Raw genomic sequence first — 22,529 nt, 5'->3', positions numbered from 1 at the left:
ACAAGGACTCGCCAAGGCGAGTCCTTGTGGTTTTCAGTATTTGGATTTGGTATTCCTTCCCCACCCCTTGTGGATGCGCCGAGGAGCGGAGGTYCAGRCGGATCAGGGATCGCGTTGTYTGAGCCGAAGGCGAGTTTAGCGAGACCCCGCCTGGACCGAGCACCGCAGGTTGCCCGTAGCGAAGCGMAGGGACGCAGCAACCAGGGTCGCCTTTTCTTTTGCTTACTTTTCTTTTGGCGAAGCAAAAGAAAAGTGAGTAGCCGCCGGGCTACCCCCGGCCAGCAGGCCCAAGCAAAGGGCCCGCCGCCGGAGCAAGAACCGATTACTTACGCAGGGCCGGCGACGCCACCAACGCCTTGACGAGCTTGGCCAGCGCGTCATTCGAAGCCCGCACTGCCGCCAGCGAGAAGTTGCTCTTGAACTCCGAGAAGGTCGCGCCGCCTTCGCCACTGACCCGTATCGTCTCGACCGGCTGGCCGGCGGCATCGACGATGGTGCAGACCAGCTTGACGCTGAACTGCGTGGGCGGCCAGGTGAAGGCGCCGTCGGAGGACGAGTTGGTGGTGACTTCCGGCGTGATCAGCAGGGAGACACCGCCGGCCTGCAGGGCTGCGAAGTCTTTGGGGTTCTGCACCTTGGTCACGCTGCTGAACGACTCGGACAGCGCCTTGTAGAAGCCGGGCTCGATGTCGCGGTAGGGAAAGTAGCGCACCTTGTCGCCGCCGCCGCCGGGCGTGGTCACTTCCACCGAGCGCAGGGCGTCGGGGATGTGGTAGCCCACCTTTTTGGCGATGGGCTTGGCGCCGGCGGGCACGGTGACGGCCGCGAGGTCGGGGTTCATGGTGATGGGGTGCGCGCAGCCAAACAATACAAGGCAGGCCAGCGCCGAGAAAACATAGCCGACAAATCGGTTCATGGTGGTCATCCCGGCTTAGTTGCGAATGGCTTTGACAAAATCGGGATCGGTCACCAAAGCGGCGATCAGCGACTGCACCATCAGCGGATAGTTGTTGGCCGCCAGCGGGATGGCCACGGCGCCGGCGAAAGAGCTGTCCCATTTGCGCTCTGTGCGCTTGACTTTGTCAAAGCGCACCTGGCCGTTGGCGGTCACCACAAAACGCGCCTCGATCTGCCCGGCGTTGGTGCTGATGCCGCCCGCGTCAATATTGTTCTTGAGCAGGGTGCCGCTGATTTCAACGCCCGACTGCGGGTTGTAGAGCTTGGCCAGTTCCAGTTCCTGGCGCAGCGCCGCGGCGATGTAGTCGCCGTAGTTCTTGCCGACGGGCGAGGTCATGGTGTTGGCGCGCAGGGACATCGAGGCGGCACCCGGCATGCCTGCCGTCACGGCGATGGTGCCCGTCTTCACGGCGGGCGCACCCTGGATCTTCTTGAGCGTTTCGACGTTGTCGATGGACGGCGGGTAGTTGGGCGCAGGGCCGGCGCAGCCGACCAGAAACGCGGACAYGGCAATACCCGTGAACAGGGCAATACGCCTGAACTGTTGAAACATGGGAACCCCTCTTTGTAATTAGTTGGAATGAGCGGCACCCATTGCGGGTGCAGCGACCCAATGTTACGTCATGTAACCATCATTCCGGCCACCCCGGGAATACCCGGAGGAGCATTCAGGAGGAGCGCGGCGCCTTGGCCGGGCGTTTCCAGTTCGGCAAGCTGACCTGCTTGCCGCGTGCCACGCTGAGCGCCTCGGGCGGGGTGCTTTTGGTGATGGTGGAGCCGCCGCCCACCGTGCCGCCCGCGCCTATGGTGACGGGCGCAACCAGCACACAGTTGCTGCCGATGTGCACGTCGGCCTCGATCACCGTGCGGTGCTTGTTGGCGCCGTCGTAATTGGCGGTGATGCTGCCGGCGCCGTAGTTGACGCGCTCGCCCACGGTGGCGTCGCCTAGGTAGGCCAGGTGGTTGGCCTTGGCGCCTTTGGCGAGGGTGGAATTCTTGACCTCGACAAAATTGCCGATGTGCACCTCGGCGCCCAGCTGCGCGCCGGGGCGCAGGCGCGCGAAGGGGCCGATCAGCGCGCCCTCGCCCACTTTCACGCCGAGTTTTTCGCCGTCGATATGGGTGAAGGGGTGGATGACGGCGCCGGCGGCGATGCTGCAGTTGGCGATCACGCAGTTGGCGCCTATGCGCACGCCCTCGCCCAGGGTGACCGCGCCTTCAAAGACGCAGTTCACGTCGATCTCGACGTCCTGGCCGCAGACCAGCGTGCCACGCACGTCGAGGCGCGCCGGGTCGGCCAGGCGCACGCCCTGCTCCATCAGTGCGACGGCCAGCCGGCCCTGGTGGACGCGCTCGAGCTCAGCCAGCTGCACCGGGCTGTTGACGCCGGCCACCTGGGCGGCGTCGGTGATCTGGTGGGCCACCACGGCCACGCCGTCGGCCACGGCGAACTTCACGATGTCGGTCAGGTAGTACTCGCCCTGGGCGTTCTTGTTATCGAGCCGGGCCAGCCAGGCGCGCAGGAGGCGCGTGGGCACGGCCATGATGCCGCTGTAGATTTCGCGGATCTCGCGCTGGGCGGCGCTGGCGTCCTTGTGCTCGACGATGGCCCTGACCTGCGATGACGCTTCAGTGCCGGCACGCACGATGCGGCCGTAGCCCGTGGGGTCGGCCATGCTGAGCGTGAGCAGCGCCAGGCGCTGGCCGTCGCACTGGTCGATCAGTGCCTGCAAAGTGGCGGCCTGGGTCAGCGGCACGTCGCCCGAGAGCACCAGCGTGACGCCGTCGTCGGYCAGCAGGGGCAGCGCCTGCTGCACCGCATGGCCGGTGCCCAGCTGCGGCTCCTGGCGCGCGAAGCGCAATGCCACCGGGGCAGCCGCGGCGCCCGCGGCCTCGGTAAATCGGGTGCAGGCGGCCTCGACTTCCGCCGCGCCATGGCCGGTAATGATCACTGCCTGGCGCGCCGACACCGAGGCGGCGCATTCGATGACATGCGCCAGCAAAGCTTTCCCGCCCAATCGGTGTAACACTTTAGGCAAACTGCTTTTCATCCGCGTGCCTTTGCCCGCGGCCATGATGACGACATCGATTGGGGTTGCCATGAAATTTCCTCTGGATCTTGGGGTGATGACGCGTTCCCGGGCCGCCGGGGCGGGCACGGGACGCTGCACACGGATTATCGGCGGGCTGGCCGTCCTGCTGCTGGCCGGGCTGCTGCAAAGCTGCAGCCTCATGAAACTCGCTTACAACCAGGCGCCCGAACTGGCCTACTGGCAGCTGGACCGCCACTTCGACTTCACCGATGCGCAAAGCCTGCAGGTCAAGGCCGACCTCGACAAACTGCAGGCCTGGCACCGCCAGACGCAGCTGCCCGGCTACATCGAGGCGCTGCAAAAGCTGCAGCATCAAATGCCTTCGGACATGGACGCCGCGGCGGCCTGCGCGATCTACACCGACGTGCGCGGCAAACTCGTGGCGCTGTCGCGGCAGGCGGAGCCGCCCATGGCGACCCTTGTCGGCTCGCTGCAGGCCGGCCAGCTCAAAACCCTGGAACGCCGCTTCGCCAAAGGCAATGACGAGTACCGCGAGGATTTCCTGGAGGCTTCGCCCAAGGCCCAGCGCGACAAGCGCTACAAGGAGGCGGTCAAGCGCGCTGAAATGCTCTACGGCCGGCTGGAAAAAAAGCAGCTGGCGGTGATTGAGCGGCGCATCGACAGCTCGCACTTCGACGCGCCGCGCAGCTACGCGGAAAAAATCCGGCGCCAGCAGGACGCCCTGCACACGCTGCGCCCGCTGGTGGCAGGCCAGGGCACACCCGAGAAAACCCAGGCCGCGATGCGCGGGCTGTTTGAGCGCACGCTCACCTCACCCGACGCGGCTTACCGCGACTATATGGAGAAGCTGACGCAGGACGCCTGCGCCACGCTGGCGGAACTGCACAACAGCACGACGCCGGCGCAGCGCCACAAGGCGGTGGAGACCCTGCATCGTTATGAACAGGACTTCCGGACGCTGAATGCGCAGACATCCTGAACAAGAGAGTGAGCGACGTTACTTTCCGGGCGCTTTCGAATGCGAACGCCCTTCCTCCTCGGCCTTTTTCAACTCCTCCGCCTGCTGCGGCGACTCGGGCCTGGCGGCCTCGGCGTCGGACTTGACGTCGGCATCCTTGAGGTAGGACTTGATTTTTTCCTGGTATTTGCGCGTGCCTTCATAGCTGCCCTCGCCCATCTGGCCGGACGGGCCGTCGCCGGGCTTCGACTGGCGCGGCTGGAACTCGCGCGAGCCGCTGCTTTGCTGCTGCTGCCGGTTCGAGAAGCGGGGCGGTTGCTGCTGCAGCCGTGCGCCGGGGGCTTGTGCGTGGTCCATGAGCGTCTCCTGGGTGGTGTCTGGTCTCGCCACATCACGGGCAAGAGAGCTACGTTAGAACCGGGAACGGGGGGCGCGTGTCATCCACCAAAGAGGCTTGCTGTCGGTGCCCGCCTACAGGGCAAAATCAGAGCAAGGGGACTTGCGGAGGGGGCGTGTCGTAATAGTCGGCGATGCGCTCCAGCGCCCGGGTGTTGAGCAGGCGCAACTTGCCGTCGAGGATCTCGTGCAGGCCCAGCTGGCGCAGGCGCCTCAAGGTCTTGTTGGTGTGCACCAGCGACAGCCCCAGCGCGTCGGCGATGTGCTGCTGATTGATCGGAAATTCGATCATGCCGCCGGCGGCCATGCCCACGCGCTCCAGCCGGCGGAACAAATGCATCAGCAGCATGGCCACGCGTTCGGTGGCATTGCGCCGCCCGGCCGTGAGCAGGTGGTCGTCCACCATGCCCTCTTCTCGCGCCGCCAACCAGGTGATGTCATAGCCCAGGTTGGGGAAATTGCGGAACAGCTCCCACAGGCCCTCACGCGGGAACACGCAGAGGCTGGCATCGGTCACGGCCTCGATGCCGTGCATGGCGCCGTCGGCGAATTTCTGCTGCAGGCCGATGAAGTCGCCCGGCAGCAAAAAGTTGAGGATTTGCCGGCGGCCGTCGCTCAAGGTCTTGTAACGAAAGGCCCAGCCCGAGTAGAGCGTGAAGAGTTTGCCGTTGGGTTGCTGCTCGGGAAGTATGGTGGCGCCGGCCTTCACCATCGCGGTGCCGGTGCGGAAGGCTTCGAGGAACTTCAGTTCTTCGGCATTGACGGGCATAAAAGCCCGGGTCTCACGCAAACCACAGGCATTGCAGCCCGGCGGGCAGATCGCTGAAGTTGGCGTGGGGATATTCATAAAAGAATAATCTTAGGCGCATTTACCTGTGTCTTTTGACATTGTGCGCCTACGTGTGGGCCGCTACATTGGGCCGCAATGACAAAAACAAGCACCACTCTGTATGAAATCCTTTACGTCAGCACCCTGGCCCCCGAAGCGCCGCTGAGCGTCGTCGCAGACATCGCCGCCAAGGCCCGCCGGGCCAATGCGGAGCGCGACATCACGGGGCTGCTGATTTTTGACGGCATGCGCTTTTGCCAGCAGTTTGAAGGCGGGCAAAAGCAGGTGCTGGCGCTGCTGGAGCGCATACGCCAGGACAGCCGCCATATCAATATGCAGGTCGTGCACCACGGCGAACTGGCCGCCCGCCGGTTCCGGCGCTTCAGCCTGGGTTACTGCCTGGTCGAGGATGAGGATGTGCTGGAACGTATGGAGCAACTGGACGGCCAGGCCGCGCTCGATGTTTTTGTCGGGCTGCTGTCCAGCCTGGACCTGGATTCCTGAACGCGCCGGGCTTCAGCCCTGCAACGCTTTCCACATTTCCTGGTCCCGCTCGGCGGTCCAGATGCGCGGGTTTTTGATGCCGCTGGCTTCGTCAAACGCGCGGCTCACGTCAAACGGCAGGCAGTGCTCATAGATGAAGACATGGCCGAAAACCGGGTCCATGCTTTTGCGCGTGTGGTCCATGGCGGCCTTGAGGTCCATGCCGGCGGCGGCGGCTTCCTTGCCGGCTTTGTACAGGGTTTCAACCCAACGTTTGGTGTAATCCAGCGCCTTGTTGACATTGGCCGCGCCCTTCATGGCCTCGCCGCGGCCCGGCACGATGGCCTCGGCCTTGAGCGCGCGCAGGGCTTCGAGTGTGGCGGGCCATTCCTCGAGCTGGGCGTCGCCGGTGTAGACACCCGCCTCGTATTCGACCAGGTCGCCGGAGAACAGCACTTTTTCTTCCTCAATCCAGGCAATCGTGTCGCCGCGCGTATGGCCAGGGCCGGGATGCCAGACCTGCACCTTCACGCCGCCCAGGTCCAGCACCAGCTTGCCGGGCACCTCGCCCTTGACGGGGTTGCCGCCGTCGATCACCAGTGTTGGCCAGGTCAGGCCGGGCACGCTTTCGGCGTTGCGGAACAGCCGCGGGAAGCGCTCCATCTCGCTTTGCATGTCCTGCGCGCCGCGCTCGACGATGAGTTCGTAAGTGCCCCGGCTGGCGATGATCTCGGTCGCGCCCTCGGCTGCGTAGGCGCTGGCGCCCAGCACGCGCACCGCGTGGTAGTGCGTGAGCAGCACGTACTTGATGGGCTTGTCGCTGACGCTGCGTATGCGCGCAATCAGGTCCTGCGCCATCGCCGGCGTGGCCGTTGCGTCGCTCACCATGATGAACTTGTCGCCGATGATGACGCCGGAATTCGGGTCGCCCTCGGCGGTGTAGGCCCAGCAGTGCGCGCTGAGCTGCTCGAAGGTGATGGTCTTGTCGGTCAGGTCGGACTGGGAAGCGAAGGCTTTGGACATGGGGTTTCCTGGTGGGGGCGCGGCGGAGGGCGGAACAGGGGCCGCCGCTTCTGCCGGGAATTTTACTTAAACGTAATGCGTTACGAATAGTTGAATCCCAAGCCCCAGTTCCCCCGTGGCGTTTACTCGGGTTCTATGCCCGCCGCCTTGATGATTTTTCCCCATTTGAGGGTCTCGTCCGCCTGGAACTTGCGCAGCTCTTCGGGGCTGCTGGTGAAGATCTCGATGCCGCTGGACTGGTAGAAGGGCGCGGCCGAGGCGCTGCGCGCGGCGCGCGCGAGCATGTCGGCGAGCTTTGCCACCACATCGGCGGGTGTGCCGGCCGGCGCGTAGGCGGCAAACCAGTAGGTCATCTCATAACCCTTCACGCCGGCTTCGGCGATGGTGGGCACATCCGGCGCCAGCGGCGAGCGCTGCCGCGTGGACACGCCCAGCGCCTTGAGCTTGCCGGCCTTGACCTGCGGCAGGCCGGTGGCCATGTCGGTGATCATCATGTCGATCTGGCCGCCCAGCAGGTCGGTCACGGCCGGCGGGTTGCTCTTGTAGGGGATGTTCAGGATGTAGGTGCCCGTCATCTGCTTGAACTGCTCGCCCGCGACGCGGCTGGAGGAACTGCCGCTGCCGAAGGACAGCTTGCCTGGTTTGGATTTGGCCAGCTTGATGAAATCGGCGACGCTGTTCACCGGCAAGGCCGGGTTGACGACCATGATCTGGCCGCCGCGCCCCAGGGCGGTGAGCGGCGCGAAGTCCTTGACCGGGTCATAGGGCAGCTTCTTGAACAGGTGCTCGTTGGCCGATTGCGTGGTGTTGGTGGTGATGAAGACGGTATAGCCGTCGGGCTTGGCTTTCGCCGCCGCCTGGGCCCCGATAAAACTGTTGGCGCCGGGCCGGTTGTCGACCAGCACGCTGGCCTTGCTGTCGTTGGTCACGGCCTGGCCCAGGGCGCGCGCCAGCTGGTCGGTGGCGCTGCCGGCGGCAAAGGGCACGATAAAGGTGATGGGCTTGTCGGGAAAGCCCTGGGCCTGCGACAGCCCGGGCGCCAGCGCGCAGAACGCGGCGGCGGCGAGCATCAGCGGGCGTATGCGGCTTGTGAAGTTCGGGTTTGGGGTTGAGGGGGTCATGTTGTCTCCTTTTTTAATTGAAAAACCAGTCGGTATGCGTCAGGGCCGGGCCCGCAAGCAGGGGCGCCAGGCCGGCGGGAATCTCTATCGGCAAGTCCAGCAGCCAGAAGGACAGGGCCTTGCCGTGGGTGTCGAGGTTCAGCGCATCGTTGACGCCGCCGTCGAGGACCTCGTCGAGCACAAAATTCAGCGCAGCCAGCCCCGGCAGTTCGAAGCGCTGCACGCTCGTCGGCCGGCGATGGGCAAAGCGCTGCGCCACCACGGCCTCGGTGACTTGTGCCAGCAGCACGGGGTAAAGATCAGCATGCCACGCGATCACGCTGATGTTGGAGCGGTTGCCTTTGTCGCCGGTGCGGCCATGGGCGGCGCGGTACAACGGCACCGTGATGCGGGCTTCGTTCATGCGGACTCCTGCTGGGCGTCCAGCATGTCGAAACGCAGCGGCACGGCGTCGCGCGGCACCAGGCAGGACAAGGTGTTGAGCCGCGGTGTCAGCGAGGTTCGCACACCGCCGCCGCCGGCCGGGCCGCAGCAATACAGCGCCGTGACTTCGCGCGGCAGGCGCTCTGCCTGCGCGCGGTCGGCGTGGGTGGCGGCGACACGCAGGCGCACGTCGCGCGCATCGCCTGCGGGAGACTCCGCCAGCAAATGGCCCGCGTCGTCGCCCATCACACTGAGCGCGCCTATCAGGTCCACACGCAGCGCCAGGTCCGGCAGGCGCCGGCGCAGCACCTCGGCGGCCAGGCGGGCGCGCGCCTCGGCGCGGGGGCCGGCGTAAGAGATTTCACCTTCGGCCAGCCAGCCGCCTTCGTGGCAGACATTGACCTTGAGGCTGGCCGGCCGCGCATGGCCGCGCACGCCAGAGAGGGCCACACGGTCGGGCCCGATGAGGCTGACTTGCGCGGCGCTGATGTYGGCCACCACGTCGGGTGTCAGGTAGGCGGCGGGGTCGTGGACCTCATACAGCAGTTGCTCCTTGACGCCGGCCAGGCTGACCACGCCGCCCGTGCCCGCCGCCTTGCCGATGACGCAGTGGCCCTCGCTGTCGATTTCGGCGATGGGGTAGCCCACGGCGTGGAGGTCCGGCACGTCCTTGTAGCCCGGGTCGGCGAAATAGCCGCCGCAGACCTGGGCGCCGCACTCCAGCAGGTGGCCCGCCATGGTCGCGCGCGCCAGCCGGTCCCAGTCGTCGGCGCGCCAGCCAAAATGCGACATGGCGGGCCCCACCGTCAACGAGGGATCGGCCACGCGCCCGGCCACCACGATCTGCGCGCCGGCGTCTAGTGCGGCGGCGATGGCTTCGGCGCCTATATAGGCGTTGGCGCTCACTTTGCGGATGCCGTCCATCGCACCGCCCAGTTCGGCGCGCAGTAGCGGCTCGTGCTGTGCACCCGAGAGGTCGTCTCCCGCCACCACGGCGATGCGCGGCGCGGGCAGGCCCATGCCGGCGGCCATGGCCTGGATGTGGCGCGCTGCCGCCAGCGGGTTGGCGGCGCCGAAGTTGCTCACGATGCGGATGTTGTGCGCCAGGCAGCGCGCCAGCACCGGCCGCAGCATGTCGTCCAGCAGCGGCTCGAAGCCGGCATCCGGGTCGGCCCGGCGCCGCAATTGCGCCAGCGCCAGCGTGCGTTCGGCCAGGGTTTCAAAAATCAGGAAAGCCGGCCCGCCGCGCGCGACCAGCGTGTCGACCACCGGCCCGGCGGCGTCCACGCGGTCGCCGGAAAAACCGGCGGCGCAGCCGATCAAAAGAGGAGCGGGGGAGGATGAGGTCATGGACGGGCGGTGGGGAGCCTTGAATTTAGGCCCTGGGCATTTATTTGTAAAATCGAAACTTCTTATCCATTGATCTGGATGTCAAATAAATGGCCCAACCCAACCTTTCCCTGCGGCAGTTGCGCGCCTTCCTGGCCCTGGCCGAGCAGCGCAGTTTCACGCAGGCCGCGGCCACCTGCCACCTGTCGCAGCCGGCCTTCAGCGCGCTGATCCGCACACTGGAAAGCGAACTCAACACCCGCCTGTTCGACCGCGACACGCGCAGCGTGGAGTTGACGGCCGAGGGCCGGCTCTTCGCGGACTCGGCGCGCCGGCTGGTCGGCGATTTCGGCGCGGCCCTCAGCGACCTGAGCGACCATGTCGAGCGCCGCAAGGGCCGCGTGCACATCGCCGCCCTGCCTTCGCTGGCGGCCGGCTGGCTGCCCGCGGTGTTCGCCGAATTCAGGAAGGCCTGGCCGGGCATAGAGCTCAACCTCAGCGACCTGCTGTCGGACGCCTGCGTGGATCTGGTGCGCAGCGGCAGGGCCGACTTCGCGCTGGCCTCCACCGGCGTGAGCCACGCGGGCCTGAGCACGCGGCTGGTCTGCACCGACCGCTTTTACCTGGTGTGCCGCAAGGACCACCCGCTGGCGGCCGAGGCCTCACCCACGCTCAAGAAGCTGGCCCCCTACCCTTTTATCCACATGTCGCGCAACAGCAGCGTGCGGCAGGCGCTGGAGGCGGCGCTGCATCCGCAGCAGGCCAATACCGTGCTCGAAGTCGACCAGCTGGCCACCGCCGCGGGCATGGTCGAGGCGGGGCTGGGCATCAGCGTGGTGCCCGCGCTGACGCTGTTCCACTTTGAGCGCAAGGCCCTGGTGACCCGGCCGCTGGCCGCAAGCGGCCTCACACGCAAGATTTACCTGGTGCGCCGGCAGGAGGGCAGCCTGTCGGCGGCCGCGCAGGCCCTGCACGACCTGGTGATGGACACCATGAAGGCGCGCACGCCCTGACCCCAGGGGCGGGCCGGCGGCTCAGCCCGAGCGGCGCGCGCCGGCCAGCCAGTCCACCGCGCTTTGCGCCAGTGATTCCAGCGGCGCATCGCCGGCCAGGGTCAGCACGCCAGGCTCGGCCGAGGGGTCTTGCAAGGCCTCGAACTGGCTGGCCACCAGGCTGGGTGGGTAGAAATGGTCGGCCCGCTGGCCCACACGGCGCAGCGACTCGGCCGGGCTGATGGCCAGGTGCACAAAACGCAGGCCGGTAGCGGCGCCGCGCAGGATGTCCCGGTAGCCGGCCTTGAGGGCTGAACAGGTCAGCACCACACCTTCGGGATGGCGCGCCAGTTCGGCGCCCAGCTGCCGCAGCCAGCCTTCGCGGTCTTCATCGGCAAGGGCGATGCCCTGCTGCATCTTGCGGATGTTGCCGGGCGGATGGAAGTCGTCGCCCTCGACCAGCGGCAAGCCCAGCTGCGCGGCCACCAGGCGCCCGACCGCCGACTTGCCGCAACCGGCCACCCCCATCACCACCACGCGCACGGGCGGCGCACCGGGAAGCGTGGCGGAGGCGGGAAGCGAGCGGGTCTGGGATGCAGCGGTCATGCGCAAATTATCGCGGCGCACGGCTGCTTGGCGCGCCCATGCGTGACAGCGGACGCAAAAGTGCGCTTGATAGGACCGCCCGCGCTTTGTTATCGTCGCGGCATGGCCACACTCAAAAATGATTTTGCAAACTACTGCTGCGAGCTTTTGTCGGGCGTGGGCCCCTGCACCGCCAAACGCATGTTCGGCGGCTTCGGCATCAGCACCGGCGGCTTGACCTTCGCGCTGGTGGCCGATCTGGGCGGCGGCGAGATCCTGTGGCTTAAAGCCGATGACAGCACGCGCGGCCTGTTCGAGGCCGAAGGCTGCGGACGTTTCACTTACGACATGACCCGCAATGGCGTGCGCTCCGCGCACAGCCTCGGCTACTACAGCGCGCCCGAAGAGGCCATGGAGTCGGAAGCCTTGATGCGGCCCTGGGCACGGCTGGCGCTGGAATGCGCGCTCAGGGCGCGCGCGGCCAAACCGGCCAAAAAACCCAAACCGAACACAAAAGCCCCCGCCAAGGCAAAGGCAAAAACAAAAGCAAAAACCACAACGACAACGAAACCGGCAGCGAAACCAAAAACGAAAACGAAACCCAAGGCGGCGCCAGCCAAAAAAAGCCGCGCATAAAAAAACCCGCAGCCTTGCGGCCGCGGGTTCAAAGCTCCCTTGCGGAAGGAGCCACTGACTAGAACGGTATCAATCGGAACTAGACGAGGTTGGACATCGCCAGCACGTTGTAGTTGTGCGGGTGCCGGCGCTGGTCGTCCTTGTAGGCATCAAAGTCGTGGCCGGCCGCCATGGGGCGGGCGCGGGCGGTGAGAAAAACCATGGCCAAAGGGGTCAGCAGGGCTTCGACCGCCGCTGCCGCACCCAGCACCAGGCCGCGGGCCAGGCGCCCCAGGGCACCGGTGGCCAGGCCGAAGGCGGCGCGCAGGTCGCTCAGCGGCTGCAGCACACCAACGCGCCAGCCGGCCGGCTCGGCAGCCGGTTGCCTGACGGCGGCGCACGCAGCGCTGGCCTCCCAGCTGAAATAGGCCGATGCGCCGTGGCCCGAACTGAAGGACTCCATCACCAGCGACTCACCGGCCTTGAGCGTCAGGCTCTCGCCCCGGCTCAGGAAATGGTCGCCGGCGCGCACCTGGGCGTCCTGGCTGGCGGAATCGAAGGTGGCCCAGACCCGGCCATGCGCAATTCGCAACACACCGGCCTGGGCGGCGTGCAAGGTCAGGGCCCGTCCCGCACCCAGCTTCCAGAAGCCCGCCAACCCGTCAACCTGGCCGGTGGTGGCATCGGTAGCCTGTTGCAAAAAGCGGTCGCCTGCGTGAGAAGCTGAGTGTTCCATGGTGTTCTCCAAAAAAGGCACAAAGTGAGTGATGAGGGTTGAATCATCTCGCGGCGGACTTGCGCGGTCCAATGAAATCGCGGTAAGCTATTCATTCCATAATCGCATCAATCAATCAGGCTCAAATTGCCCTGATTACCTGGAACTGTCATGCTGCATTCACAAACACACCTGCGTTCCCGGCCGATTTCCGCCGGTCAGCTGCGGGCCTTCGAGGCGGTGGCCCGCCACCTCAACTTCCGTGCCGCATCGGAAGAACTGGCCCTCACCCAGTCGGCCGTGAGCCGGCAGATCCAGGGCCTGGAGGAGGACGTGGGCGTGAGCCTCTTCCACCGCCACACCCGGGCCGTGGAGCTGACCACCGCCGGCGGCATCCTGCTGCGGGCCGTCACGCCCTCGCTGGAGCGCATCGACAACGCGGTGCGGCAGATACGCCAGACAGCAGGGCGCAAGAGCGTGTCGCTGACCACCTTCGCCTCGTTCGCGTCGATGTGGCTGATTCCGCGGCTCGAGGGATTCCAGCGCGACAACCCCGACATCGACATCCGGATTGATGCGTCGGACGTCGCGGTGGACCTGGACATTTCGGACCTGGACCTGGCCCTGCGCTACGCCCCGGCCAGCCACATGCCACCTAACGCGATACGGCTTTTCGGCGAGCAGATCACGCCCGTCATCAGCCCCTGGCTGCTCAAAAGCGGGCCACGCCTGAAAAAACCCGACGACCTGGCGCAGTTCACCTTGATCGAGGCCGGCGACGCCCACCAGACCCACCTCGAATGGCTGACCTGGCGGCGCTGGCTGGACGAGCACGCCAGCCCCAAGCTCGAGGCCAAGCGCTGGCTGTACTTCAATTACGCCTACCAGATGGTGCAGGCGACGCTGACGGGCCAGGGCGTGGTGCTGGCGCGGCTGCCACTGATCGCCGAGAGCCTGGCCTCGGGCGACCTGGTCGAGCCCCTGCCGCAGACGCGCATGGAGTCGCCCATGAGCTACTGGCTGATCGTCGGGCCGCGCAACGTGGCCAGGCCCGAGGTGGTGGCCTTTTGCGACTGGCTCAAAAGCCAGGCCGCGCTGACGCGCGAGGCGATTGGGGATGTACCTGATCCGGACACAGTAGATTCCCTGGACTAGCCTGTCCTAACTCCCTCTCCCAGAGGAGAGGGAATGGAAGCGGGTATCAGGCCGCGCCGCGTTTCAGCAGCCGCCCTGCCCTCGCCTGCACCTTGGCGTTCGCCGCGTCGGCATCACCGGCCACATAGGCCAGCTCGCCGTTCACAAACACTTTCTCGATGCCTTCCGACACCGCGATCGGCTCCTGGTAGGTCGCCACGTCGCGCACGCGGGCCGGGTCCAGCACCACGACGTCGGCGTGCCAGCCGGGCTGCAGCTGGCCGCGCTGGTGCAGGCGGAAGTTGCGCGCCGACAGGCCGGTCATCTTATGGATCGCGGTTTCGAGTGAAAAGAGGTTTTGCTCGCGCCAGTAGCGCGCCAGCACGCGCGGAAAAGCACCCCAGAGGCGCGGGTGCGGATGCCGGTCGTGCGGCAAGCCGTCGGAGCCGATCATGGTCCGGGGATGCGCGATGACGCGCTTGACGTCGTCCTCGTGCATCTGGAAATAACAGGCGCCGCCGGGCTGCAGGCGGCGGCAGGCGGCCTTCTGGTCAACGCCCCACTCCTCGGCAATCGAGGCCAGCGTACGGCCCATCATTTCGGGGTGGGGCGTGGACCAGCTCAAGAGGACATCGATCACGCCGTCCACCAGGTCTTCCCGCAGCACGGTCGAGCCGGCCACATAGGGATAGACGTCCATCGCGATGTCCTGGCGCTGCGCCAGGGTGTCGATCAGCGGCAGCGTCTCGCGCGTGCGGCCCCAATTGGCCGGGCCGGCGCATTTGTGGTGCGAGATCACCAGCGGCACGCCGGCCTCGAAGGCGCAATCGCCGGCCTCGTGCATGGCCTCCAGGATGTCGGCCATCTCCGAGCGCATGTGGGTGGCATAGATGCCGCCGTAGCGAGCCACCACCCGCGCCAGCGCGGTCACCTCGGCCGCCGGCGCCGGCATGGCTTCGGCATAGAACAAGCCCGAGGACAGGCCGATCGCGCCCTGGGCCATGCACGCCTCGAGCATGCCGCACATGGCGGCGACTTCATCAGCGCTGGCCGGCCGGCTGAGATCACCGACGCAGGCATAACGCAGCGTGGTATGGCCGATCAGTGGCGCCACATTGACGGCCGGCTGCGCCTCGGCGACCGCCTGCGCATACGCATCCACCGACGGGTACTTGAACGAATTGCCCAGCAGGGTCAGGGCGCCCTGGGGCTGGTCGACGACGAAGGGCGCGACCGACAGGCCACAGTTGCCGGTCACCACCGTAGTGATCCCCTGCGACAGCTTGGGGAACATCCCGGGCGCATTCAGCACGATGGCGTCATCGTGCGTGTGCACGTCGATGAAGCCGGGCGTGATGGCCAGGCCGGTGCAGTCGTGCACCTGGACTTCGGCGATGGCCAGGCCGTCCGGCAGGCGGTGGCGAAGGCCCGGGCCGATGGCCGCAATGCGGTCGTCCACCAGCAGCAGGTCGCCGGTTTGGGCGGGCGCGCCGGTGCCGTTCACCAGCAGGCCGTTTTCCAGAAGGGTGGCGCGGGTCATCGCGTTTTTCCGATCGCGGGCTTGGCGCTTTCGTCCCAGTCCAGCCGGGGATGGTGGTGCATGTCCACACCACGCGTCTCCAGCGTGCGCTGGATGTTCGCCAGCCGGTCCACCGCCTTGTCGCCCAGCCGCTGCGCCACGAGCACGGTGAGGATTTCAATCACCGTCAGGTGCGCCAGGTAGGCTTCCGGGCCCACCGGCATCACCGGGTCGGGCGCAACCTCCACACCCAGCACGATGTCGGCCAGCGCCGCCAGCTGGGAGCCGGGCTGCGTCAGCGCGATGATGGTGGCGCCCTGCGAGCGCGCCACGTCCACCGCCTCCAGCAAGGAGGGCATGCCGCCGACGTGGGTGACGGCGATCACCACGCCGCGCGGGCCTATGGTGGCGGCTGAGATCAGTTGCAGGTGCGGGTCCAGGTAGCTGCTGGCGGACAGGCCCATGCGGAACAAGCGCGCCTGCAAGTCCGAGGCCATGAAGTTGGAGGTAACGCCAACGCCGTAGCAGTCCACCCGGCTGCCGCCAACGATGGCGTCGGCCGCCGCCTGTGTGGCTTCCACGCTGAGCTGGGCTTGCACGCTGTTGATCACGATGGCGGCGCCGCGGGTGACCTTCGTGATTATCTGGCGGGTGTCGTCGTCGATGCGCACGCGCCGGTTCAGCGGCGAGCCTCCCACGGCCATTTCCTGCGCCAGCGCGAGCTTGAACTCGCGCAGGCCCGGGTAGCCCAGGTCGCGGCAGGTGCGCATGATGGTGGGCACCGAGCTGCCCGCGCGCTGCGCGAGCCGCTCAAAACTTTCATCCAGCACGCGCTGGGGGTCCTGCAGGATCAACTCCAGCACGCTGCGCCTGGACGTGGGGGCGCTGGCGATGTTGTCGGCGATTTTGGCAAGAACTTGTGAGGTCATGAGGACTTTGGTTGCGGCGCGCGCAAAGCTGCGCGGCCCATTACAACAAGGAGGTCTAACAGATTAGAAACAGGTGACGAGTGCATCGCACACCGTGTAATTCTCATCGACAACCGGCATCCAGCGCCATTTGTCGAAAGTCGTGCAGGGATGGGAGATGCCCAGCGCCACCAGGTCACCGACCTTGAGCGCGGCCAGTTCGGGGCCGCTGCCGCGCAGGTAGGCGTGCTGGTCGTTGAGGGCCGTGACCTTCCAGTCCGCGGGCGCGGGCACGGGCGCGGCGCCGGGCGCGCCGACCGAGGACAGCGGTATCGGCATCTCCAGGTCGTAGGACAGGTCGCGCCGGCCCACGGCCAGGATGGCCAGCCCCGGCTCGGGGCAGGACTGCACCGTGGCCCAGACTTCAATCGCCGGCCTGAGGCCATCTTTGCCGGCGCTGTCGTGCAGGCGGGCGTTGACAGAACCGACCAGGCGCTTGTAGTTACCGTGGTCGTGCGTGATGTAGCAGCCCGAACGCAGCAGGCCGCGCACCGGGCGCGAGAGCTTGGGCGTGAGCCAGCCGCTGACCAGGTCGAAGATGGCCGAGCCGCCGGCCGTCATCAGGATTTCGTCGCTGTCGAACAGGCCTTGCTGGTCGCAGGCCAGAGCGATGTCGCAGGTGCGCCGCATCAGCGCATCGGCATAGGCCTTGTCCGCCGCCGAATCGCCGGTGGCGCCCTGCCCTTCATAGGTTTCGATGCCCACCAGGCGGCAGGCCAGGCTGGTGCGGATGGCGGCGGCCAGGGCCATGGCATCGGCCTCGTTGCGCACGCCGGTGCGCGCGCCCATGACGCCGACTTCCAGCAGAACCTCGAAGGGCGCGGCCATGGCGGCATCGTTGGCGCGCGCCCAGGCTTCGATCAGCGCCAGCTGCGCGATTGAATCCACCAGGAAGACGATGCGCAGGCCGGGGTACTCGCGCAGCATGCCCTGGATGCCGGCCAGGTCGATGGCGTTCACGACCTGGTTGGCGATGATGAGGCGCGTGGCGCCCGCTGTGATGCCGGCGCGCATCTGCGCGACGGTGGCGAAGGTCAGGCCCCAGGCGCCTTCATCGAGCTGGCGCTTGAGCAGTTGCGGCGACATCGTGGTCTTGCCGTGCGGCGCCATGTCCACGCCCTGGCCTTTGGCAAAGCGCTGCATCCAGCCCAGGTTGTGTTTCATGGCCGACTGCTTGACGACGGCCAGCGGCAGCGGCAGGTCGCCCTTGAGCACGTTCCAGCCCTGCTTGCCCATGTCGGAGCGGCGCACCGGCCCGCTGTTGTGGGGGAAGCCCTTGAAGGAACGGTCGAGTTGCGGGTCGAGGAGGTCTTGCAATGCGCTCATGGATTTTTCTTGAAGGTCAGGCGGCGGCCATCGCGGGCGCCTCGGCCACGGAGTTTGCCAGGTCGTCGCGTATGCAGGCCYTGAAGCGGCCGTCGCCCATGTCGCGCAGCTCGGGGCGCTCCACCGAACAGGCGGCTATCGCATGCGGGCAACGCGTGCGGAACACGCAGCCCGAAGGCGGGTTGACCGGGCTGGGGATGTCGCCTTTGAGCGCGATGCGTTCGCTTTTGTGCTCGGGGTCGGGCTTGGGCGAAGCGGCCAGCAGGGCCTGAGTATAGGGATGCAGCGGGCGTTCGAACAGTTGGGCCGTGGGCGCGACTTCCATCACGCGGCCCAGGTAGAGGACGACCACGCGGTCGCACAAATACTCGACCACGTCGAGGTCGTGCGAGATGAACAGCATGGTCAGCGACAACCGGTCGCGCAGGTCGCACAGCAGGTTGACCACCTGCGCCTGGATGGACACGTCGAGCGCCGACAGCGGCTCGTCGGCCACGATGAACTCGGGCTCGACCGCCAGGGCCCGCGCCACGCCTATGCGCTGGCGCTGGCCGCCGGAGAACTCATGCGGGTAGCGGCTGGCATGTTCTGCGCGCAAGCCGACCAGTTCGAGCAGTTCCGCGATGCGTTTGGCCTGTGCTTCCTTACCCTTGGCCAGCCCGTGCACCTGCAAAGCCTCGCCCAGGATGTCTTTGACGCGCATCTTGGGGTTCAGGCTGGCGTATGGGTCCTGGAAAATCATCTGCAGCTTGCTGCGCAATGCGCGCATGCGGCTTCCTGATGCTGTGCCCAGGTCTTCGCCGCGGTACAGCACCTGGCCCGAGGTGGCTTCGATCAGGCGCAGCAGGGTGCGGCCAATCGTGCTTTTGCCCGAGCCGGACTCGCCGACCAGGCCCAGCGTTTCGCCGGGCTGGATGCTGAAGGACACGTCGTCAACGGCACGCACCGGTTTCGTTGATGCGCCGAAATAACGCTGCAGGTTCTTGACTTCAATCAAAGGGGCGCTCATGCGGCCTCCACCGTGGCTGTGGCGGTTTCTTCCACGCGTATGCAACGCGCGCTGCGGGTAGGGCCTGCGGCCAGCAGCGCGGGCATGGCGTCGCGGCAAGGCGGGATCGCCAGGTCGCAGCGCGGCTCGAAGGCACATCCCGGCGGCGGTGCCAGCGGGCTGGAAACCTGGCCGCGAATCGCGTAGAGCCGGCGTTTGGCGCCGCTCTGGCCAGTGGCGATTTCGCGCTTGCGCTGCTGCGCCGGCAGGCAGGCCAGCAGGCCTTGCGTATACGGATGGCGCGGCTGGGCAAACAGTTCACGCACCGGTGCGGCTTCCACAATGCGGCCGGCGTACATGACCGCCACGTCGTCGGCATGGTGCGCCACCACGCCGAGGTTGTGGGTGATGAACAAAATGCTCATGCCGGTCTCGGCCTGCAGCCGGCGCATGAGTTCCAGGATTTGCGCCTGGATCGTCACATCGAGCGCGGTGGTGGGCTCGTCGGCGATCAGCAGCGTCGGGTTGCAGGCCATGGCCAATGCGATCATCACGCGCTGGCGCATGCCGCCCGAAAGCTGGTGCGGGTATTCATGCAGGCGCTGGGCGGCGGCCGGGATCTCGACCAGCTCCAGCATGCGCAGCGCATGGGCCAGTGCGGCCTTGCCGTCCAGGCCCATGTGCAGGCGCACCGATTCGGCAATCTGCTCACCCACGGTGAAGACCGGGTTCAGGCTGGTCATGGGCTCCTGGAAGATCATCGCGATCTCATTGCCGCGTATGCGCCGCATGTCGGCTTCGGGCAAGGACAGCAGGTCCAGCGCCTGGCCGGCGCGGTTGGTGAATATCGCTTCGCCGCTGACCTGCGTGGAGGCCGTGCGCGACAGCAGGCGCATCAGCGTGAGGCTGGTCACCGACTTGCCGGAGCCGGACTCGCCGACCAGCGCGGTGGTCTTGCCGGGGCGTATGCTGAAGCTCACGTCGGCGACCGAGCGGATCAGGCCTTCATCGGTGTCGAAGAAGGTGCTCAGGTGGCGCACATCAAGGCGCGTGCCGGTTGGAAGATGGGTGGGGGAATTCATGGGGTGGTTTTTTTGATCGACGGGTTCACATCGATTTCCTCAGGCGCGGATCCAGCAGGTCGCGAATGCCGTCGCCCAGCAGCTGCAGCGAAAGCGCGGTGAGGATGATGGCCAAGCCGGGGAACAGCACGATCCACAGCGCCTGGTGGGCGTACTGCTGGCTGCCGGCCACCATGGTGCCCCAGGTCGGAATTTCGGGCGGAACGCCCACGCCCAGGAAGGACAACGCGGCCTCGGCCAGGATGGCGTAGGCAAAGATGAAGGAGGCCTGCACCAGGATGGGCGACATCAGGTTGGGCAGGATGTGGCGCAGCAGGATGCGCACGGTGGAGACACCGACGGCGCGCGCGGCCTCCACGAACAGCAGCTCGCGCACCACCAGGGTGGAGGCGCGCACCACGCGGGCCACGCGCGGCGTGTAGACCAGCACCAGGGCCAGCACCACATTCAGCATCGAGGGCCCAAGGATGCCGACCAGCGCGATCGCCAGCAGGATGTCGGGAAAGGACATCATGGCGTCCACCACGCGCATCACCGGCGCGTCGAGCCTGCGAAAGAAGCCCGCGACCAGGCCGAACAGCGTGCCGGTCACGACCGAGCCCAGCGCGGTCAGCAAGGCGATGGTCAGCGAGTAGCGGCCGCCGAAGGCGATACGGGCAAAGAGGTCGCGCCCCAGCTCGTCGGTGCCGAACAAATGGGAGGGCGACGGCTGGGACAGCCGCTGGCTCACGGCGGTTTCGTTCGGGTCCAGGCCGCTCAAGGGGCCGGCGAAGAGCGACACCAGGACGACCAGCGCCAGAATGACGGCCGCGGCCAGCACGATGCGGCGGCGGAACAGCTTGCGGAGAATCAGCGGCATCTGCATGTCAGTATTTCACCCGTGGGTCGACCACGGTGTAGAGCAGGTCAATGGCGAAGTTGATGACGACATAGATCGCGGCCACCACCAGCAGCGCCCCCTGGATCACCGGGTAGTCGCGCCGTATCACCGCGCTCACCACCAGGTTGCCCACGCCCGGCAAGCCGAACACGGTCTCCGTCACCACCGCGCCGCCTATCATCAGCGCCACCGTCAGGCCGAGGACGGTGACGATGGGCACCAGCGCGTTGCGCAGCGCATGCTTGAGCACCACCACGTTCTCAGACAAGCCCTTGGCCCGCGCGGTGCGCACGTAGTCCTCGCCGAGCACGTCCAGCATGGAGGCGCGCGTGAAACGGATGATGAGCGCGGAGTTCAGCACGCCCAGCACCGCGGCAGGCAGCACCAGACAATGGATGCGGGCGGCCAGCGAGGCGCCCGGTTCGCCATAGCCCGAAACCGGGAACCAGCCCAGCGAGACCGCGAAGATCTGCATCAGCACCAGGCCGAACCAGAAGCTGGGTATGCTGGCGCCCAGCATCGCGAAGCCGGTAAAGGCCTGGTCGATGGCCTTGCCGCGAAATACCGCCGAGACGATGCCGCAGGGCACGCCGATCAGCGCCGCGATCGCGATCGCCATCAGCGAAAGCAAGGCGGTGGGCTCGGCCCGCTCCCAGAGCGCCTGGGTCACGGGTCGCTGCAAAAAGATCGATTCGCCCAGGTTGCCGTGCGCCAGTTCGCGGATCCACAGCGCGAACTGCACCGGCAGCGGCTTGTCCAGCCCGTAAACCTTCTGCACCCGGGCGATGTCCTCGGCCGTGGCCTGGTCCCCCAGCAGCACCGCGATCGGGTCGCCCGGGGCGGCGCGCGTGAGGATGAACACCAGCACCGCCACGATGGCCATGACCACCAGCATGCCGCCCAGCCGGGACAATAGATACCGTGTCATGACTTTGCTCTATCCATAAAGGGTGAAATCTCTTTATCCATTCGAAACCGCTACACCCGGCCAAAAATCGAAGCGAACCAAATCAGTCAAGCCGTGGAACCGGCTTTGCCAGGCCGCAGGCGGGCGGCCCCATACGTGAGGAAAGGGGCAGCGCGCCGCAGGCTCGCAGTGGGGGAGCGCGGGGGCTCAACTCTTTAGGCTGGTGTTCCAGAAGAACGGATACGTATAAGGCGTATAGCCCTGCAGCGCCGGTGCGCGCGCCGACAGGCTGGCAAATTTTCCGACCTGGATGTAGGGCACTTCGTCGTAAACCACTTGCTGTACCTTGCCCCACAGCGCACCGCGCTTGGCCGGGTTGGGTTCCTGGTTCAGCGCGGTCAGCGCCTCCAGCTTGGCCGGCGAACTCCACCAGCCCGGCGCACCATCGCCCAGCTGCGGCGGCGAAAGCATGGGCTCGGGGAACAGGCCGGAATGGGTGATGTAGATGTCCCACAGCTTGGGGTCGGCGCGGCGCTGCAGCAGCGTCGCCCATTCCACCACGTTCAGCTCCGCCTTGAAGCCGGCACGCTTGAGCTGCTCGGCCATGATGAGCGCCATGTTGTAGTGAAAGTCGTATTGGCGGCTGGTCAGGATGCGCACCGGCTCGCCCTTGTAACCGGCCTGTTCAGCCTGGCTCTTGGCCTTCTTCGCATCGCGCTCGTTGTAAGCGGCGGTGCCGGCGGTCGAATAGAAAGGCGTGCCCTTGGGGAAGTGGTTGCCCTCGGCGATGAAAAAGCGCGTGTCGCCAAAACCCGCCGCCAGCATCTCGCCTTCGCCGAGCGCGGTCTGCACCGCCTTGCGCACCTGCTGGTGCGCCAGCGAGCCTTCCTTGGTGTTGAACACCAGGTAGGGAAAGCCGAAAGACGGCGTCATGATGGGCACCACCTTGCCGCCGGCTTTTTCCAGCCGCGGCAGGGCTTCGATCGGCAGCAGGTCGGCGTAGTGAAACTGGCCGGCCAGCGCGCCTTCCACCCGCGTGTTGGCGTTGGGCACCGGCACGAAGCGCAGCTCTTCCACTGAGGCCACCCGCTTGCCGCCGTAGCCGCTGGCGGCTTCCTTGCGCGCAGCGTAGCCGTCAAAACGGGTGAGCAGCACGTACTGGTCGGGCTTGCGCTCCTTGAACTTGTAGGGCCCGGTGCCCACGTACTCGCGCAGCGGCTGGGCCAGCGATTCCTTGGCCATGAT

The 22,529-nt window shown here is 66.5% G+C and carries 24 protein-coding genes; 5 read left to right on the top strand and 19 right to left on the bottom strand.

The features are described from left to right. Window positions 1–322: 322 nt before the first annotated feature. From AC1D0P_RS05060 to glmU, 3 genes are all read right to left on the bottom strand, one after another. On the bottom strand, window positions 323–916 hold the full coding sequence (locus tag AC1D0P_RS05060) for a hypothetical protein (protein WP_477675696.1): 594 nt from the start codon (window positions 914–916) through the stop codon (window positions 323–325). Between the two features lie 15 nt (window positions 917–931). Beyond that, window positions 932–1,510 (bottom strand): hypothetical protein, encoded by a 579-nt coding sequence (locus AC1D0P_RS05055; protein ID WP_477675695.1) that lies wholly within the window; start codon window positions 1,508–1,510, stop codon window positions 932–934. Between the two features lie 115 nt (window positions 1,511–1,625). After that, entirely contained in the window at window positions 1,626–3,059 is a 1,434-nt protein-coding gene (glmU, locus tag AC1D0P_RS05050) for a bifunctional UDP-N-acetylglucosamine diphosphorylase/glucosamine-1-phosphate N-acetyltransferase GlmU (RefSeq protein WP_477675694.1), read from the bottom strand. Between glmU and AC1D0P_RS05045 the strand changes: the two genes are divergently transcribed. After that, entirely contained in the window at window positions 3,058–3,990 is a 933-nt protein-coding gene (locus AC1D0P_RS05045) for a DUF6279 family lipoprotein (RefSeq protein ID WP_477675693.1), read from the top strand. The genes glmU and AC1D0P_RS05045 overlap by 2 nt on opposite strands. A gap of 18 nt (window positions 3,991–4,008) precedes the next feature. On the opposite strand, the gene AC1D0P_RS05040 is transcribed toward AC1D0P_RS05045, so the two are convergent. Both AC1D0P_RS05040 and AC1D0P_RS05035 read right to left on the bottom strand, forming a co-directional pair. Beyond that, window positions 4,009–4,326, bottom strand: coding sequence for a hypothetical protein (locus AC1D0P_RS05040; protein WP_477675692.1), 318 nt, complete (start codon window positions 4,324–4,326; stop codon window positions 4,009–4,011). A 127-nt stretch (window positions 4,327–4,453) separates the two neighbouring features. Further along, the gene (locus tag AC1D0P_RS05035) at window positions 4,454–5,212 is read right to left on the bottom strand and encodes a Crp/Fnr family transcriptional regulator (protein WP_477675691.1); all 759 of its coding nucleotides are present in this window, start codon (window positions 5,210–5,212) and stop codon (window positions 4,454–4,456) included. A 78-nt stretch (window positions 5,213–5,290) separates the two neighbouring features. On the opposite strand from AC1D0P_RS05035, the gene AC1D0P_RS05030 reads away from it, so the two are divergent. Then, window positions 5,291–5,698, top strand: coding sequence for a BLUF domain-containing protein (locus AC1D0P_RS05030; protein ID WP_477675690.1), 408 nt, complete (start codon window positions 5,291–5,293; stop codon window positions 5,696–5,698). Window positions 5,699–5,710: 12 nt separating this feature from the next. Here the strand turns inward: AC1D0P_RS05030 and AC1D0P_RS05025 are convergent, their stop codons facing one another. The 4 genes from AC1D0P_RS05025 to AC1D0P_RS05010 all read right to left on the bottom strand — a co-directional run bounded on the left by AC1D0P_RS05025 (window position 5,711) and on the right by AC1D0P_RS05010 (window position 9,594). Beyond that, window positions 5,711–6,700, bottom strand: coding sequence for an MBL fold metallo-hydrolase (locus tag AC1D0P_RS05025; RefSeq protein ID WP_477675689.1), 990 nt, complete (start codon window positions 6,698–6,700; stop codon window positions 5,711–5,713). A 122-nt stretch (window positions 6,701–6,822) separates the two neighbouring features. Next, entirely contained in the window at window positions 6,823–7,821 is a 999-nt protein-coding gene (locus AC1D0P_RS05020; RefSeq protein WP_477675688.1) for a Bug family tripartite tricarboxylate transporter substrate binding protein, read from the bottom strand. Window positions 7,822–7,834: 13 nt separating this feature from the next. Continuing rightward, window positions 7,835–8,224, bottom strand: coding sequence for an AtuA-related protein (locus AC1D0P_RS05015; RefSeq protein ID WP_477675687.1), 390 nt, complete (start codon window positions 8,222–8,224; stop codon window positions 7,835–7,837). Continuing rightward, window positions 8,221–9,594 (bottom strand): acyclic terpene utilization AtuA family protein, encoded by a 1,374-nt coding sequence (locus tag AC1D0P_RS05010; RefSeq protein ID WP_477675686.1) that lies wholly within the window; start codon window positions 9,592–9,594, stop codon window positions 8,221–8,223. The genes AC1D0P_RS05015 and AC1D0P_RS05010 overlap by 4 nt, the downstream gene beginning before the upstream one ends. Window positions 9,595–9,683: 89 nt before the next feature. Between AC1D0P_RS05010 and AC1D0P_RS05005 the strand changes: the two genes are divergently transcribed. Beyond that, window positions 9,684–10,586, top strand: coding sequence for a LysR family transcriptional regulator (locus AC1D0P_RS05005; RefSeq protein WP_477675685.1), 903 nt, complete (start codon window positions 9,684–9,686; stop codon window positions 10,584–10,586). Window positions 10,587–10,607: 21 nt separating this feature from the next. Here AC1D0P_RS05005 and AC1D0P_RS05000 read toward each other — a convergent pair whose 3' ends face one another. Further along, a complete protein-coding gene (locus tag AC1D0P_RS05000; protein ID WP_477675684.1) occupies window positions 10,608–11,171 on the bottom strand; it encodes a gluconokinase in 564 nt (187 codons plus the stop codon). Window positions 11,172–11,273: 102 nt separating this feature from the next. Between AC1D0P_RS05000 and AC1D0P_RS04995 the strand changes: the two genes are divergently transcribed. Next, entirely contained in the window at window positions 11,274–11,786 is a 513-nt protein-coding gene (locus tag AC1D0P_RS04995) for a TfoX/Sxy family protein (protein WP_477675683.1), read from the top strand. 79 nt (window positions 11,787–11,865) lie between these two features. On the opposite strand, the gene AC1D0P_RS04990 is transcribed toward AC1D0P_RS04995, so the two are convergent. Further along, window positions 11,866–12,501 (bottom strand): DUF2917 domain-containing protein, encoded by a 636-nt coding sequence (locus AC1D0P_RS04990; RefSeq protein WP_477675682.1) that lies wholly within the window; start codon window positions 12,499–12,501, stop codon window positions 11,866–11,868. 150 nt (window positions 12,502–12,651) lie between these two features. On the opposite strand from AC1D0P_RS04990, the gene AC1D0P_RS04985 reads away from it, so the two are divergent. Next, entirely contained in the window at window positions 12,652–13,635 is a 984-nt protein-coding gene (locus tag AC1D0P_RS04985) for a LysR substrate-binding domain-containing protein (RefSeq protein WP_477675681.1), read from the top strand. A gap of 46 nt (window positions 13,636–13,681) precedes the next feature. Here AC1D0P_RS04985 and AC1D0P_RS04980 read toward each other — a convergent pair whose 3' ends face one another. From AC1D0P_RS04980 to AC1D0P_RS04945, 8 genes are all read right to left on the bottom strand, one after another. Beyond that, window positions 13,682–15,154 carry an N-acyl-D-amino-acid deacylase family protein gene (locus tag AC1D0P_RS04980; protein WP_477675680.1) on the bottom strand — a complete coding sequence of 491 codons (1,473 nt, stop codon included), beginning with the start codon at window positions 15,152–15,154 and terminating at the stop codon, window positions 13,682–13,684. Continuing rightward, window positions 15,151–16,062, bottom strand: coding sequence for a MurR/RpiR family transcriptional regulator (locus tag AC1D0P_RS04975; RefSeq protein ID WP_477675679.1), 912 nt, complete (start codon window positions 16,060–16,062; stop codon window positions 15,151–15,153). The genes AC1D0P_RS04980 and AC1D0P_RS04975 overlap by 4 nt, the downstream gene beginning before the upstream one ends. Window positions 16,063–16,125: 63 nt before the next feature. Further along, complete coding sequence (locus tag AC1D0P_RS04970; protein WP_477675678.1) at window positions 16,126–17,427, bottom strand: alanine racemase; 1,302 nt, start codon at window positions 17,425–17,427, stop codon at window positions 16,126–16,128. A gap of 16 nt (window positions 17,428–17,443) precedes the next feature. After that, a complete protein-coding gene (locus AC1D0P_RS04965) occupies window positions 17,444–18,436 on the bottom strand; it encodes an ABC transporter ATP-binding protein (RefSeq protein ID WP_477675677.1) in 993 nt (330 codons plus the stop codon). Then, window positions 18,433–19,497 (bottom strand): ABC transporter ATP-binding protein, encoded by a 1,065-nt coding sequence (locus AC1D0P_RS04960; protein ID WP_477675676.1) that lies wholly within the window; start codon window positions 19,495–19,497, stop codon window positions 18,433–18,435. Before AC1D0P_RS04960 ends, AC1D0P_RS04965 begins: the two co-directional genes overlap by 4 nt. A 25-nt stretch (window positions 19,498–19,522) precedes the next feature. Beyond that, window positions 19,523–20,362 (bottom strand): ABC transporter permease, encoded by an 840-nt coding sequence (locus AC1D0P_RS04955; RefSeq protein ID WP_477675675.1) that lies wholly within the window; start codon window positions 20,360–20,362, stop codon window positions 19,523–19,525. A 1-nt stretch (window position 20,363) separates the two neighbouring features. Next, window positions 20,364–21,305 carry an ABC transporter permease gene (locus tag AC1D0P_RS04950; RefSeq protein ID WP_477655293.1) on the bottom strand — a complete coding sequence of 314 codons (942 nt, stop codon included), beginning with the start codon at window positions 21,303–21,305 and terminating at the stop codon, window positions 20,364–20,366. Window positions 21,306–21,491: 186 nt separating this feature from the next. After that, window positions 21,492–22,529 (bottom strand): ABC transporter substrate-binding protein (locus AC1D0P_RS04945; protein WP_477675674.1); only part of this gene is annotated, 1,038 nt, incomplete at its 5' end.

The sequence above is a fragment of the Polaromonas sp. P1_G2 genome, assembly GCF_056405515.1.
The sequence above is the reverse complement of the archived record's forward strand: the minus strand, read 5'-3'. Positions and strand labels throughout refer to the sequence as shown.

Bases quoted from the DNA above. Each gene is read 5' to 3' on its own strand.
- AC1D0P_RS05060 (WP_477675696.1), bottom strand. From the start codon at position 916: ATGAACCGATTTGTCGGCTATGTTTTCTCGGCGCTGGCCTGCCTTGTA.
- AC1D0P_RS05045 (WP_477675693.1), top strand. From the start codon at position 3,058: ATGAAATTTCCTCTGGATCTTGGGGTGATGACGCGTTCCCGGGCCGCC.
- AC1D0P_RS05040 (WP_477675692.1), bottom strand. From the start codon at position 4,326: ATGGACCACGCACAAGCCCCCGGCGCACGGCTGCAGCAGCAACCGCCC.
- AC1D0P_RS05035 (WP_477675691.1), bottom strand. From the start codon at position 5,212: ATGAATATCCCCACGCCAACTTCAGCGATCTGCCCGCCGGGCTGCAAT.
- AC1D0P_RS05030 (WP_477675690.1), top strand. From the start codon at position 5,291: ATGACAAAAACAAGCACCACTCTGTATGAAATCCTTTACGTCAGCACC.
- AC1D0P_RS05025 (WP_477675689.1), bottom strand. From the start codon at position 6,700: ATGTCCAAAGCCTTCGCTTCCCAGTCCGACCTGACCGACAAGACCATC.
- AC1D0P_RS05020 (WP_477675688.1), bottom strand. From the start codon at position 7,821: ATGACCCCCTCAACCCCAAACCCGAACTTCACAAGCCGCATACGCCCG.
- AC1D0P_RS05015 (WP_477675687.1), bottom strand. From the start codon at position 8,224: ATGAACGAAGCCCGCATCACGGTGCCGTTGTACCGCGCCGCCCATGGC.
- AC1D0P_RS05005 (WP_477675685.1), top strand. From the start codon at position 9,684: ATGGCCCAACCCAACCTTTCCCTGCGGCAGTTGCGCGCCTTCCTGGCC.
- AC1D0P_RS05000 (WP_477675684.1), bottom strand. From the start codon at position 11,171: ATGACCGCTGCATCCCAGACCCGCTCGCTTCCCGCCTCCGCCACGCTT.
- AC1D0P_RS04995 (WP_477675683.1), top strand. From the start codon at position 11,274: ATGGCCACACTCAAAAATGATTTTGCAAACTACTGCTGCGAGCTTTTG.
- AC1D0P_RS04990 (WP_477675682.1), bottom strand. From the start codon at position 12,501: ATGGAACACTCAGCTTCTCACGCAGGCGACCGCTTTTTGCAACAGGCT.
- AC1D0P_RS04985 (WP_477675681.1), top strand. From the start codon at position 12,652: ATGCTGCATTCACAAACACACCTGCGTTCCCGGCCGATTTCCGCCGGT.
- AC1D0P_RS04980 (WP_477675680.1), bottom strand. From the start codon at position 15,154: ATGACCCGCGCCACCCTTCTGGAAAACGGCCTGCTGGTGAACGGCACC.
- AC1D0P_RS04975 (WP_477675679.1), bottom strand. From the start codon at position 16,062: ATGACCTCACAAGTTCTTGCCAAAATCGCCGACAACATCGCCAGCGCC.
- AC1D0P_RS04970 (WP_477675678.1), bottom strand. From the start codon at position 17,427: ATGAGCGCATTGCAAGACCTCCTCGACCCGCAACTCGACCGTTCCTTC.
- AC1D0P_RS04960 (WP_477675676.1), bottom strand. From the start codon at position 19,497: ATGAATTCCCCCACCCATCTTCCAACCGGCACGCGCCTTGATGTGCGC.
- AC1D0P_RS04955 (WP_477675675.1), bottom strand. From the start codon at position 20,362: ATGCAGATGCCGCTGATTCTCCGCAAGCTGTTCCGCCGCCGCATCGTG.
- AC1D0P_RS04950 (WP_477655293.1), bottom strand. From the start codon at position 21,305: ATGACACGGTATCTATTGTCCCGGCTGGGCGGCATGCTGGTGGTCATG.